This window comes from Levilactobacillus parabrevis (assembly GCF_044051715.1).
GTDB classification, from domain to species: Bacteria; Bacillota; Bacilli; order Lactobacillales; family Lactobacillaceae; genus Levilactobacillus; species Levilactobacillus parabrevis.
Map to the genome: position 1 here is coordinate 2,568,111 of NZ_CP168688.1, position 13,528 is coordinate 2,581,638.

Below are 13,528 nucleotides of genomic sequence, written 5' to 3' on the forward strand. Positions count from 1 at the left end.
CATGAGAGCAAATCTTAAATACAACGTTTCCTGGCTGGCAGTCATGGTTATCGGCTTTGTGGCAATTGACGCCTGCGAATTTCTCGGCATCATCAACGCTTTCATCGAAAACATGCTGGTCACCATTGGCATCAACATTATTCTAGCAACCGGATTGAACTTAATTATTGGTTTCTCTGGACAATTCTCACTCGGCCACGCCGGATTTATGGCGATTGGGGCATATGCGACCGGAATCATAACCCAAACTATCGCCACACCGTTGGGCTTCTATCTTTCTATGATCGTCGGTATCGTCATCGCTATGATTGCCGCCCTAATCGTGGGGATTCCCACGTTACGCCTTCGTGGTGACTACCTAGCAATTGCCACCATGGGCGCTGCCGAAATCATTCGCATCCTGATCAATAACTTAAAGATCACGAACGGTGCGGCAGGACTCTTCAACATCCCCCCATTAGTCACTTGGGCAACCGTCTACGTTCTGATGTGCCTCACTACCATTGTAACGGTCAACTTCATTCACAGTCGCAACGGTCGCGCCATCATGTCAGTCCGTGAAGACGAGATTGCCGCCGAGGCCATGGGAATTAATCCTACGCGCTGGAAGTTAGCCGCCTTCGTCTTTGGCGCCGGCACCGCCGCGATCGGTGGTTCACTCCACGCCGCCTACATCCAAACGATTGCGCCCGGTGATTTCAATATCATGGCCTCCATCGCCATCCTGATCATCGTCGTCCTCGGTGGTGTGGGTAGTATCACGGGGACCTTCGTTGCCGCCATCGTTTTGGGTGCCCTCGATACCATTCTGCAGAACTTCGGTACCTTGCGAATGATCATCTATTCGCTAACCCTCATTCTAATTATGATCTTCAAACCTTCTGGCCTCTTAGGCAACTGGGAGCTGTCCTTCAAGCGTCTCGGCACGCATCAGCGAAAGGAGCAATCCATTCATGAGTAGTCCCTTACTAACCGCACAACAAATCGTGAAGAACTTCGGCGGTCTGACCGCCGTTGCCAATGTCTCAGTCCACTTCGACCAGAACGAGCTTATCGGTCTGATTGGACCCAATGGCGCGGGTAAAACGACCCTGTTCAATTTACTCACCGGCGTCACCCCTGTGACCTCCGGCGCCATCAGCCTCTACACCGATCAGGGCGTTCAATCCTTAAACGGCAAGCGCCCCGCCGAAATTGCTCAAGCCGGTCTCTCACGAACATTTCAAAACATTCGTTTATTCAAAGAACTCAGTGTCCTCGACAACGTACGCATTGCCATGACCAACCATTACCACGAAGGATTTCTCGCCAGTATCTTTCGCATCCCCAAGTTCTATCGCACTGAAGCCGACATGACGCTGGCTGCTCAGAAGCTACTCGCTATTTTTGACCTAACCAGCGTTGCTGACCAACCGGCCAAAAACCTACCTTATGGCATTCAACGGCGGCTAGAAATCGTCCGTGCCCTGGCAACCAAGCCCAAACTACTTTTCCTGGATGAACCGGCCGCCGGCATGAATCCGGAAGAAACCGCCGACTTAACCCGCTTGATTCGCCAGGTTCAGCGTGACTTTCACATCACGATTGTCCTGATCGAGCACGACATGTCCCTGGTCATGAACGTCGTCGAACGCCTCTACGTCTTAGAACACGGCGCACTGTTGGCCGAGGGGACCCCCAACGAAATCCAACACAATCCCGCCGTTATTAAGGCCTACTTAGGAGATGAAGCTTAATGCTGTCAGTCAAAAACCTCGTCGTTAACTACGGTGCCATTCAAGCCATCAAGAAGGTGAGCTTTGAGATTCACACCGGTGAAATCGTAACCCTGATCGGAGCGAACGGTGCCGGCAAATCCACGATTCTTCACACAATTTCCGGTATCATGCGCCCCGTCAGTGGTCAGGTCACCTACTTAGATCGTCAGATTCAAAAGGTTACAGCACCCAAGATCGTTCAAGCTGGTATCTCCCAGGTTCCCGAGGGCCGCCACATCTTCCCTGGACTTTCCGTACAGGAAAATCTACAGATGGGGGCTTTTCTCCGTAAAGATCGGCGCAGCATCGCGCAGGCCTACGAAGACGTCTACAACTACTTCCCGGTTCTCAAACAACGGCGCCATCAGGATGCCGCCACGCTCTCCGGTGGGGAACAACAGATGTTAGCCATGGGTCGTGCCCTAATGGCCGCACCGAAACTGATGTTACTCGATGAACCCTCAATGGGACTAGCTCCCATCTTCATCAACGAAATCTTCGACATCATCCGGGCCATCAACGCCGCTGGCACCACAGTTCTATTGATCGAACAAAATGCCAACAAAGCCCTTTCCATCGCCGACCGTGGTTACGTCCTCGCGTCCGGTGAAATTAAACTTAGTGGTACTGGTCAGGAATTGTTGGCCAATACGGCCGTACAACAGGCCTACTTAGGAGGTTAACTATGAGTGTAGCAGATTACATGAGTACCAAATTAGTCGTCATCACCCCGCAAACCACGGTTAGTGTTGCGGTTGAACTGATGAAAACTAACGAAATTCACCGACTCCCCGTTCTCGATGGCAACGCCTTAGTCGGTATCGTAACTCAAGGCATTATCGCCCGAGCCTTACCTTCACAAGCCACCAGCCTATCCGTGTATGAGACCAACTACTTACTGACTAAGACGACCGTTGCCGACATCATGGAACGCCACGTTCAGACCATCCCCGCTTCCGCCCAGTTAGAGGATGCCATTTATCAAATGCGCCAACACAAAATTGGTGTACTCCCCGTAATCCAAGCCGAACAGGTGGTAGGCATCATCACCAACAACGACATTCTCGATGCCTTTCTCAATATTTCGGGTTACGGGGAACCCGGCATCGTCAGTCGCATTAAGGTCGACCACGACCACACGGGTGTCATCTTCCGTATCGGCCAAGTCTTAGCCGAACACGACCTCAGTATTCAAACGTTAATGGTTGTTCGCGAACAGCAGGAGCGGGTCATTGAGCTCCACATTGATAGTGACCAGGCAACGACTGTGAATCAGGTATTAGCAGCTGCCGGCTTCGATGTTATTTAGCAACTCCACGCTTCGCTTTCTTTTGACCCATACTACAGGAAACGACTACCGATTACCTTAGTTTTCGAAAAATCGGCAGAAGTATCGTATCTACCCGGTAAGTAGTCACTGGCCGCAACAAGTATTTTAATAACCACGCACCACTCATAAAAGGGGTCGTCTCTGATGGGAGAAGGCCCCTTTTTGCATCACAAAAAGAGCGCCAATCCAACTCTAATGAGTCAGATTGGCGCTCCAGTTTAATTCGGATTAATCACCGATTAAAGTAATCTAGGATTACTTCAATGGCTTCCATTGCCAAGCGTTAACTTCTGGCAAGTCAGTCCCAACTTCACGGATGTAAGCATTGTGCTTAGCAACCATGTCGTCCATCCGTTGTGCGAAGTATGCGCCCTTAACAGCGTATGCATCGATATCATCAACGGCTTCCTTAGCCAAGTGGTAACGGTCCAAGTGGTTCAGGACACGCATGTCAAATGGCGTGGTGATATCACCGTTTTCACGGTAACCATGAACGTGTAAGTTGTGGTTGTGACGGTCGAAGAATAAGTCCTTAACTAAGCCTTCAAAACCATGGAAGGCAAAGATAACTGGCTTGTCCGTCGTAAAGAGACGGTCAAACTCGTCATCGGAGATACCACGAGGGTCCAACTTAGGAGAACGCAACTTCAACAGGTCAACCACGTTGATGAAGCGAATCTTCATTTCTGGGAATTCGTCGTGCAATAATGAAATTGCGGCTAATGATTCCCAAGTTGGTTCAGTACCAGCGGCAGCGAAGACAACGTCAGGTTCTTGACCTTGGTCAGTAGATGCCCAGTCGATGTAGCCCAAACCATTGTGAACCAGGTTAGTGGCTTCATCAATGGAGAACCATTGTGGACGTGGGTGCTTAGACGTAACAATCAAGTTGATCTTTTCGCGACTCCGGAATGCAACGTCACCAACGGCTAACAAGGTGTTAGCATCGGCTGGTAAGTATTCACGGATGAATGCTGGCTTCTTTTCAGCCAAGTGGGTCAACATCCCAGGATCTTGGTGGGTGTAACCGTTATGGTCTTGCTGGAAGACAGTTGACGTGTCAACGAAGTTCAAGGATGGGTAGTCATGACGCCATTCTTGTTCAGCAGCCTTACGTAACCACTTGAAGTGTTGCGTCAACATGGAATCCACGACCCGACCAAATGATTCGTAAGTTGCGAAGTAACCATGACGACCAGTCAGAACGTAACCTTCCAACCAACCTTCAGCTTGGTGTTCTGAAAGTTGAGAATCGATGATCCGGCCTTCGTGAGCCATGTTTTCATCGTTAGGTTCCTTGATACCTTCCATCCATTGACGCTTACCATAATCCAAGGCAGCGTACAGACGGTTAGACTTCGTTTCGTCAGGACCAAAGCCACGGAATGTTTCTGGGTTCAACTTCATGACATCAGCCAGGTAGTCGGACCATACCAACATATCTTGAGCAATCGTCTTGCCGTGTTCAGTCGTGTCAACGGCGTACTTCTTGTAGTCAGGCAACTTCAATGGTTGTGGCTTGATTCCACCATTAGTGATAGGGTTCATCGCCATCCGTTGTTCACCCTTAGGTGCCATGTTACGGACTTCTTGCTTAACAGAGCCATCTTCGTTAAATAATTCTTCTGGCTTGTAAGACTTCAACCAGTTGACCAACATGTCAGCGTGTTCCATGTCGCCAGCAGCAACAGGAATTGGCACTTGGTGAGCACGGAATGAGCCTTCAATAGGGTTACCATCTAAGTCAGCCTTTGGACCAGTCCAGCCCTTAGGTGAACGGAAGATGATCATTGGCCACTTAGGCAACGTTTCGTCATTGTTTTCGCGGGCATTCTTTTGAATAGCCTTGATCTTACCAATGACTTCGTCCATCGTCTTAGCCATGTCTTCGTGAACACGCATGAAGTCAGTGTCACCGGCTTCAATTTCAACGAAGTGAGGATCCCAGCCCATACCTTCGAAGTACTTCGTTAAGTCTTCGTCGGACATCCGTGACAGGATAGTTGGGTTAGAAATCTTGAACCCGTTCATGTTGATGATTGGTAAAACAGCACCATCTTTGATTGGGTTAATAAACTTGTCAGAGAACCATGAAGCAGCCAGTGGGCCAGTTTCAGATTCCCCATCACCAATTTCAACAGCGGCAATAACATCTGGGTTATCTAAGATCGCACCAGTACCGTGTGAAAGGCTGTAACCAAGTTCCCCACCTTCGTGGATGGAACCTGGCGTTTCAGGTGCGGCATGGGATGCAACACCACCTGGGAAGGAGAACTGCTTGAATAAACGCTTCAAGCCTTCTTCGTCTTGGGAGATGTTAGGATAAATTTCACTATAGCTACCATCAAGATATGAGTTAGAAACCATAACTTGGCCACCGTGACCTGAACCTTCAATATAGAACATGTTCAAGTCATACTTCAAGATAGCCCGGTTTAAGTGGGCATAAATGAAGTTTTGAGAAACAATAGTTCCCCAGTGACCAATAGGCTTAATCTTAACATCGTCAGAGGTTAAGTCACGCTTCAATAATGGGTTGTCACGCAAGAATAACTGACCAACTGACAGGTAATTTGCTGCACGCCAGTACTTGTCAACGCCTTCCAAGTATGCCTTGGAGTCGAAGTCTGCATTTGCCATGTAATTAACACTCCTTCTTTGAATTCGTAACTGCACAATCTAGTTGATAGAAAATGTTGTAAAATTTACCTCGTAATGAATACCGGGATGATTTTTACAGTTCTATCATAACGTTTTTTATAAAAAAGTCAACCTTTTTATAAATTGGACCGTATCAATTATTTTAAAAGCAGGACCTCATCAACAATCCTTGCTATCAAGCGAATTCTATCGTTTCTAAACCCCGAAAGTCATCTCAATTTTTGCGGTTTTTAGTGGTATAAATTATAGCAACATAAGCAAACGTAATGGCATTGTTCGTGTTTTCAGATTTCTGCATAAAAAAAGGTGACCCCCCTTACAACAGGCGTCATCTAAAGTTCTTTATTCTTCATCTAGGGAAACAAAGGTGTTATAGTTCAAATACTGATAGTGTAAGCGCATGTTAGAGACTTCAAATGGCGTCCCATCATCTAGGAAGAAGACTCCTTCCATGATACCAACCGGCTCTACGGGTTTCAGATGCAAAAGCTTCTGATCATCCGCCGTTGAGGGCTGGGTCCGAATGGACATGAAGGATTTGGTGACAACCTTACCCTGCGATTCCAAATAATTAAAGATGGAGTCAGCAACGGTCTTCTGTGATAAGTTTGGCGCGATTTTGATGGGGATATAACCCGTTTCGATCATAAAGGGTTTATCCTCAAACAATCTTAGCCGCTTAATCTCATAAACGAAGTCGCCTTCAGCTAAGAAAAGATCCTGCTGGATTTCCTTACTGGCTGGAATAACATCGAATTTGAGCAAACGAATGCCCGGCGTCGTCCCGGCTGACTTCATACTGTCAGTAATTCCTAAATTTGAGCCCTCATATTGAAAAATTGATTGGTTTTTCATATATAATGGGTTAATAAAGGTTCCTGAACCACGCTTTTTAAAAATAATCCCCTGGTTGGCGAGCACACTGAGGGCCCGCTTAACTGAGCTGCGACTAACCCCATACGCTTCGCTCAAGCTCCGTTCATCTGGCAGCCGCTTATTGGGAAATTCATTTTGATGGATGCGTTGTTTTAGATCCCGCATTACCTGTCGATAAACTAAATCTGCCATGATATCTCCTCATAACTCTTCAACTTGACTTCTACTGTGATAGAGTATAACAGGTTTTGGCGGCGGTGTCTGCTTTTTATCAGGAAACAACCGTTCCATTTATTTTTAAAGTGCGGTCCAATTATTAATTTTGATGTTGAAAGGTGAGTTAAATGGCTAAGAAAAAGAAAGGCAAACGGCTTCACAAAACCCTGGTCGAACAAATTTTAGATAAGAACAAGGTTGCTTATAAACAGTTTGAATTTGCAACTCACGTTAAAGGTGATGTTGCCCAAATGGACGTTGACCATGCGGATGTTGATGAACATCATATCTACAAAACGTTGGTGTTGAGCGGTCCGACGACTGGTCCCGTTGTTGGGGTTCTGCCCATCGATGAACACCTGAACGAGAAAAAATTGGCGAAAGCTTCCGGCAATAAGAAAGTGGATATGGTTCCCCTCAAAGACTTGGTAAAGACCACGGGTTACGAGCATGGGGCCAACACCCCAGTCGGTATTTGGGAAAAGAATCATTTTCCAATTTATTTTGACAATACCGCCAAAGAACAAGGGACAATTCTCGTTTCATCCGGGCAAATCGGCCGTTCAGTTGAATTAGATGCTACGGACCTGGCTAATTTGGTCCACGGTACCTTTACCGACCTACTGGAGTAGGTGATGAATACTAACCTCACCCTGATTTTTAAGAATCTCGGGATCGTGGGTTTGGATCTCTTGGTGATTCCCTTTATCTTTGTGACCCTGCTGACTTACCTGAATCGCGACACTAAAAAGTATTTGGCGAATGGCCTTGGCCTAAACAGTGAGCTCTATTTAGGTTTTATCGGTATTTTTCTCCACGAGCTCAGTCACTTACTGACGGCGATTCTCTTTGGCCACCGCATCTCGCAGGTTCGTTTACTTAAACGGCCCCATCCCGATCGGCTAGGTGCAGATGGGAAGCCAGATTTGACTTTAGGTTACGTCAATCACACTTGGAATCAACGTAATTGGTACCAGACGACTGGAAACTTATTTATTGGTGTTGCCCCGATCTTTGGCTGTGCCTTGGTTTTGCTGGCGCTGACTGCCCTCTTGGTACCCAGTCTTTTCGACGGCATGTTAGCCTTGGTTGCAGACCCGTTCAATCTCGACTGGAATGGCTTCGTTGCAGCCTTGGGTGGTGACAACTATCCGTGGATTCGTTGGGGCATTATGATTTTACTATCCCTCAATATCAGTATTGGTGGCTTTGATCTCAGTTCAGCCGACTTTGCCAATTCACGAATTGGCCTGATTGGCTTTGTTATCGTCGTCGTTGCCCTAACCGTACTCCTAACCATGGGTGACATCGCCGCTGGCTACTTGCGCGTAATTACCGCGGCCGTGATTCTATTGGCCCTGATTTTAGGATACGCACTCTTGATTTCTCTATTAACCAACCTAGTCGTCCGACTAGCCTTCCAAATCAAGGAACACTAGCCGATTACGCTTGTCAGCACCTAACTTTCCGTTGGGTGCTGGCTTTTTTATTGAAAGATTTATTTAAATTGTGCTTCCGCTAGTGAACATCCGGGATGGGACACCATCAAAATTTCAATACGAACATTTGTTCTTTTTATTTTCCAGCAGACCTGCTATACTACGATTACTGCCTAAGTCATGCCACTTTCAGCCTGGAGGAACTCAATGAAAACTTACCCCTTTACGCAACTCCACACCGACCCTAAACGCCTTTTCACTCAGGTCATTCAAACCAATCACACCTTGGAAGTTACCATCCGCCCCCATCAAAGCGTCATCATCCTCAGCAAACAACGTTACGAGCAATTGCTAGAACTTAACTATCTTTGGTCCGCTGGAACACTTGCCCCAATTCTATCGCAGCTAAATCACTCTAAATAAAAAGGGTCCGTCGATATCGACGAAACCCGCTACTTATCAGTCTTTTGGTAATGGAACACAATAAAGTAAAGGCCGAAATTGATGACACTTAATGCTAGAATCAGCCCAAACGCTAACCGACTCCCAATCGCAGTCTCCTGAGCATAGGACATGCCGTGAACTTTGACTGAAGACATCAATGCCGCCAAAATCGTCGTCCCAACTGACCCCGCAAACTGCTGACCCGTATTATAGATGGCATTGGCATCAGCCCGTTGACTGAAATCAACTTCCTTCAGCCCATTAGTCATGGTATTTCCAAACGCCATCGAACGACCGATACTGAAGACCACGTACAGTGCAGCAATAATAATGACCGTTAGTCGTTGTCCAATCACGGTAAAGCACAGCGCCGCAATAAAGAACAAACTACTCCCTAACAGGATTGGCAAACGCGCACCATGTTCGTCCAGTAGATGGCCGAACCAAGGCTGTAAGAGCGCCGTGACCAAGCTCCCCGGGAACAACATCAACCCACCGAACAAGGAACTCGCACCGACAACGATTTGCGCATAATTTGGTAAAGCAAAGTTGATCCCAATATTACAAAACTGCAAAATCACGTACGCCATAAAACTAAACGTAAAGACTGGATTCCGAAAAATCTCGAGTTTTAATAACTGATTTTTACTACGCTTTGACACTAGAATATAGCCGGTCAACGTGAGTGCCGCCAGAATCAGGCCACCCAAGAATTGCCAGCTCAGCCACCCCGCTGTCGTCAAACTGTTTAGCCCCATCGTGAAGCTCACAAAGGATACCGCCAGAAGGGCAAATTGCCCCCAGACAAACGAAACTTTTCTGACTGGTGAAAACTGCTTCATCACACCAAAGCCCAAAAGTAAAATAATCGCTTCTACTGGTAAGGTGGACCAGAAAATCAACCGCCAATTACCTAGCGATGCCATGATTCCCCCAAAGGTTGGCCCACTAGCTGGGGCAATCATCAGAATCAGACCAGCCATCCCCATGTAAAAACCAAGGCGAGAACGTGGCACGCTTTCCAAGACAACGTTAAACATCAATGGAATAGCAATACCAGCACAACCGGCCTGAACCAGCCGCCCAAACAGTAACACGGGAAAAACTGGTGCTAGCGCACAGATCAGGTCTCCGAGAATAAATAGTGACGCTCCGGCTACAAAGAGTTGCCGATTCGTAAATCGCTGCTTCAGGAAAGCCGATGTAATCATCAGTAATGCCACCGTCAGTAAGTATCCCGTCGTAATCCACTGAACCGTACTCAACGAAACATGCATCGTTGCCATCAGTGTCGGAAAAGTAACATTCATAGAAGTCTCCACTAGGATTCCTAGGAAGGCCATCAAGGCGACCGCGAAAATGGCAATTAAGTTCTGCCGTGAAATTTTATCCGGGTCATTTTGTACCTGCGTCATTTGAACATCCCACTTTCATTGAACTTCTATGTTCTATCATACTCACTTTCAAAAGTATTTTCATGGGGAAAATGCCATTAAATCGGTTACAGAACCCTTTAATTCTCGCTCTTTGACAAAAAAATAAAAAAGTTTTCAATGAAAACCATTACATTGAGTTTCAGCCCTTGACTCAGCTTTCAGAAAATTATACTATGTTCACGTGAACAAAAGAGAAGAGAAAAAGAAAGAGGTACTTATATAATGCATGTATTCAATCGAGTTTTAGCTGTTGTCGCTGCTGTTGCCGTATTCGGTTCAGGCGTCTTCGCTACCCAAGCCATTGCTTCTACCACGTCAAACCCTGACGGTGTTGCAACGCACCAAACCCTAACGAGTGCTTACCAACAATTAATCCAAAAGCAAACTGAACCCCTTAAGTAGTTCGGTTTTATGAAAAAGCTCCCCCGAAGTTTTCGGGAGAGCTTTTCTTTTACAATCCACTTTATAAATTAGCTAATAACCGTGGCCCCAATCACCGCTTCAGCAATGAAGTCCTTGATGCGTGAAATCATGTCATGAATGACGACACGACCAACCTGAACCTCATCAGTTGTCCCAATCATGTTAAACCCAAGGTTCAGTTGTCCTTTGAACGTGCTGCAAGCCACCTGGAACATTGGTGCATAACGGAAAGACCCCGTCAGTAAGCAGTCCGTTAACGGTGTCCCTTCAAAGACCAACCGTGAGTCATCAATGATGCCAAAGTTCGTGAAGGCAATGGCCCGGACGTGGTAATTGTCCTCCACAATCTGTTGCAATTTCTCAATCGGCTCTGACTTGTACTGTGCCATCAGTGACCGTACTGAGTCTAGGAATTGGTCTTGATCCTTCAGTCGCTGCATCTCAACATGCATCTTGGCCACGGCCGTGGCAATTGGCTCGTCCTGTGGGGAGTGAATGGCCGGATTAAATCGTGCCGTGTGATTAGCGATTCGTAATGCTGCATGTGCCTTGCTAATCTTCTGCCGCATGTCAGTCGGACACGGAATAGCCAGTTCATCCCCACCGCGATCATAGGCCTGGACGGCTTTCCCAAAGGTCGTCAGGCAAACATCGTTGACCGTAACGCCCTGGCTATGCGTTGCCTGAATCAACGCTGCTGTCAGCTCCGGCGTCAAGCGCCACCCGCTAACATTATGCCGCGGTTGTTCATCAGTCTCATTCGTTAATTGTGGTAAAGCTAATGGTTTAGCCGGATGATCCACGTCGCCATGTTTGACTGCGGCTGGATGGGACTTTAACAGGTCCTCCAACCAGTCCAGATTAACCACATTTTCAACGCCTGCAATGGCCGCTGCGCCACGGTTATAGCAGTCACTGAGTAAGTAGAGGTACTGCTTAAACCCGCTGCCATCAGTTAAAATATGGCTCATGGTGATGGTCATCTTGTTTCCACGACCATCGGCCTGAATATCAAACCGGATCTGTGCATTTTTCTCCCAATCCGGCGTGGTATCAACATCCGCATCAGCATCAACTGTTTCAATCACCTCGCTGGCGTCCTTAACTGCTGGTTGCCAGCTATTGTCACGCATTTCATAGCGACAGAATAGTTCTGGTACAACCTGCGCGGTCAAGTTTACGGCCTTGATGAGCCGGTCACTATCGATCGGCGTTGCAAACTTTAACTGGCAACGAATCATCGGATAGAGTTGATCAAAGCCAATCGTGTGTAGAATATTTAACGGATTTTCATTCATACTCTCAGGATCCTCTCGTAAAATCAAACACTTATTTTTATCATAGATGGTCATCATGACTTAAACAAGGAATTTTAGAAACAAAAAGCCCCGCAGGACTCCCATACGGAAGTTCATGCGAGACTCTTTCATTCACCTAGTTATTAACGGTTAACTTACCGAAAATCTCATCTGGTGTCTTGTCTGGGAAGAATTTGAAGAAGTTGTAAGCATTGTTGTAGCAAATGTTTTGTACAACCTTACCCAACATTTCTTCGTCATCCGGTACCCGACCTTGTTCTACCAAGTTCCCGTAGAAGTTGCAGAGAACCCGACGGAAGTATTCGTGACGTGGGTATGACAGGAAGCTCCGTGAGTCAGTCAACATCCCAACAAAGTTAGGCAACAGACTTTCTTCGGCGAAGACCCGCAATTGTTCGTTCATACCTTCGGCAGTATCGTTGAACCACCAGCCGGCACCAAGTTGTAAGCGTTGTTTGCCACCCTCTTGGAAGGCACCCATCATCGTAGCCAATTGCATCCAGTCATTGTCATTCAAGGAGTAGAAGATTGTCTTTGGAATGTCATGAGTAATCTGCATCTTAGTGTAGAGTTTAGCAATTTGATCAGCGATATCAGGTTGTGTCCCAACGGCATCATAACCGGTATCAGGACCTAATTTGTCGAACATTGGCCGGTTAAGGTCACGGATTGAGTTGATATGGAACTGCATCGTCCAATCAAATTCCTTGTTCAACTTCATTAAGTTTTCCAATAAGGCGGTCAAGTATTGGTCGACTTCCTTAGGTGATAATTCTTCGTTGTTAACACCTTTATCAAAGATAGCATTCAGCTCGCTGTCTGAAGCTTCGATGAAGTGGTACGTCAACAGAGAATGGTCAGATAAACGGCCACCCATTTCATTAAAGAATTCAAACCGTTGCTTAACAGCATCGATCATCGTCTTAAATGAAGTGATCTTAACACCAGAGATGTCACCCAATTCCTTCAGGTAGTCGGCGAAACCATCACGATCGACTTGGATCAACTTGTCAGGCCGCATAGCTGGTAAGGTCCGGAAGCCGTTTTCAGCTTCTGTTTCCTTCAACAGTTTGTGGTAGTGCAAGTCAGAGGCAGGGTCATCGGTAGTGCAGACAGCCTTAACGTTGGAGTTCTTGATTAAATTCCGTGGCTTGAAGGCATCAGTTTGGAGTTCAGCATTAGCTTTCTTCCAAATGTCTGGTGCGGTCTTCCGGCTCAATACTTCATCGATGTGGAAGAAACGCTTGAGTTCCAGGTGAGTCCATTCGTAGAGTGGGTTCCCCAAAGCACTTTCAATTGTTTCAGCCCAGGCCAAGAATTTCTGATATTCATCGCCGTCACCAGTGATCAATTCTTCAGGAACCCCGTTGGTCCGTTCTTGACGCCACTTGTAGTGGTCGCCGTAAACGCCTTCGTTTAACCAAATTCGCGTAATGTTAGGGTAGTTCTTGTTTTCATAGATTTCCTTTGGGTTCAAGTGACAATGGAAGTCGATGATTGGCATACCCTTGGCATAGTCATTGAAAAGCTTCTTGGCCATGTCGTTGCCGAGTAAGAAATTGTCGTCCAATAAAGCCATCAGGATATTCCTCCTTATGAGAGTTAGTGCTAATTAAGCAGTTTCGCT

General features: G+C 46.8%; 13 protein-coding genes. 8 read left to right on the forward strand and 5 right to left on the reverse strand.

What is annotated here, in order from left to right; genetic code table 11:
• Window position 1 precedes the first annotated feature (1 nt).
• The 4 genes from ACEPSU_RS11895 to ACEPSU_RS11910 are packed head-to-tail and all read left to right on the forward strand — an operon-like array spanning window position 2 to window position 3,066.
• The gene (locus ACEPSU_RS11895; protein WP_395321877.1) at window positions 2–961 is read left to right on the forward strand and encodes a branched-chain amino acid ABC transporter permease; all 960 of its coding nucleotides are present in this window, start codon (window positions 2–4) and stop codon (window positions 959–961) included.
• Window positions 954–1,736: an ABC transporter ATP-binding protein gene (locus ACEPSU_RS11900; protein ID WP_395323434.1), complete on the forward strand. Its 783-nt coding sequence runs from the start codon at window positions 954–956 to the stop codon at window positions 1,734–1,736. The genes ACEPSU_RS11895 and ACEPSU_RS11900 overlap by 8 nt, the downstream gene beginning before the upstream one ends.
• On the forward strand, window positions 1,736–2,440 hold the full coding sequence (locus ACEPSU_RS11905; protein WP_395321881.1) for an ABC transporter ATP-binding protein: 705 nt from the start codon (window positions 1,736–1,738) through the stop codon (window positions 2,438–2,440). The genes ACEPSU_RS11900 and ACEPSU_RS11905 overlap by 1 nt, the downstream gene beginning before the upstream one ends.
• A gap of 2 nt (window positions 2,441–2,442) precedes the next feature.
• Window positions 2,443–3,066, forward strand: a complete 624-nt coding sequence (locus tag ACEPSU_RS11910) for a CBS domain-containing protein (protein ID WP_395321884.1) — start codon at window positions 2,443–2,445, stop codon at window positions 3,064–3,066.
• 276 nt (window positions 3,067–3,342) lie between these two features.
• Here ACEPSU_RS11910 and ACEPSU_RS11915 read toward each other — a convergent pair whose 3' ends face one another.
• On the reverse strand, window positions 3,343–5,727 hold the full coding sequence (locus ACEPSU_RS11915) for a phosphoketolase (protein WP_395321886.1): 2,385 nt from the start codon (window positions 5,725–5,727) through the stop codon (window positions 3,343–3,345).
• Window positions 5,728–6,090: 363 nt separating this feature from the next.
• On the reverse strand, window positions 6,091–6,816 hold the full coding sequence (locus ACEPSU_RS11920) for a GntR family transcriptional regulator (protein ID WP_020089496.1): 726 nt from the start codon (window positions 6,814–6,816) through the stop codon (window positions 6,091–6,093).
• Between the two features lie 152 nt (window positions 6,817–6,968).
• Here ACEPSU_RS11920 and ybaK point away from each other — a divergent pair, with 152 nt between their 5' ends.
• The 3 genes from ybaK (at window position 6,969) to ACEPSU_RS11935 (ending at window position 8,702) form a co-directional block, all read left to right on the forward strand.
• Window positions 6,969–7,472, forward strand: coding sequence for a Cys-tRNA(Pro) deacylase (gene ybaK / locus ACEPSU_RS11925; RefSeq protein ID WP_260338715.1), 504 nt, complete (start codon window positions 6,969–6,971; stop codon window positions 7,470–7,472).
• A gap of 3 nt (window positions 7,473–7,475) precedes the next feature.
• A complete protein-coding gene (locus tag ACEPSU_RS11930; RefSeq protein ID WP_395321889.1) occupies window positions 7,476–8,279 on the forward strand; it encodes a hypothetical protein in 804 nt (267 codons plus the stop codon).
• A gap of 207 nt (window positions 8,280–8,486) precedes the next feature.
• Window positions 8,487–8,702, forward strand: a complete 216-nt coding sequence (locus tag ACEPSU_RS11935; protein WP_395321891.1) for a hypothetical protein — start codon at window positions 8,487–8,489, stop codon at window positions 8,700–8,702.
• A 29-nt stretch (window positions 8,703–8,731) separates the two neighbouring features.
• Here ACEPSU_RS11935 and ACEPSU_RS11940 read toward each other — a convergent pair whose 3' ends face one another.
• Window positions 8,732–10,138 carry an MFS transporter gene (locus ACEPSU_RS11940; protein ID WP_020089500.1) on the reverse strand — a complete coding sequence of 469 codons (1,407 nt, stop codon included), beginning with the start codon at window positions 10,136–10,138 and terminating at the stop codon, window positions 8,732–8,734.
• A 243-nt stretch (window positions 10,139–10,381) separates the two neighbouring features.
• Between ACEPSU_RS11940 and ACEPSU_RS11945 the strand changes: the two genes are divergently transcribed.
• Window positions 10,382–10,561 (forward strand): hypothetical protein, encoded by a 180-nt coding sequence (locus tag ACEPSU_RS11945; RefSeq protein WP_020089501.1) that lies wholly within the window; start codon window positions 10,382–10,384, stop codon window positions 10,559–10,561.
• Window positions 10,562–10,629: 68 nt separating this feature from the next.
• Here ACEPSU_RS11945 and ACEPSU_RS11950 read toward each other — a convergent pair whose 3' ends face one another.
• Window positions 10,630–11,907, reverse strand: coding sequence for a hypothetical protein (locus ACEPSU_RS11950; protein ID WP_395361565.1), 1,278 nt, complete (start codon window positions 11,905–11,907; stop codon window positions 10,630–10,632).
• 109 nt (window positions 11,908–12,016) lie between these two features.
• The gene (gene uxaC / locus ACEPSU_RS11955) at window positions 12,017–13,480 is read right to left on the reverse strand and encodes a glucuronate isomerase (RefSeq protein WP_020089503.1); all 1,464 of its coding nucleotides are present in this window, start codon (window positions 13,478–13,480) and stop codon (window positions 12,017–12,019) included.
• Window positions 13,481–13,528 lie beyond the last annotated feature (48 nt).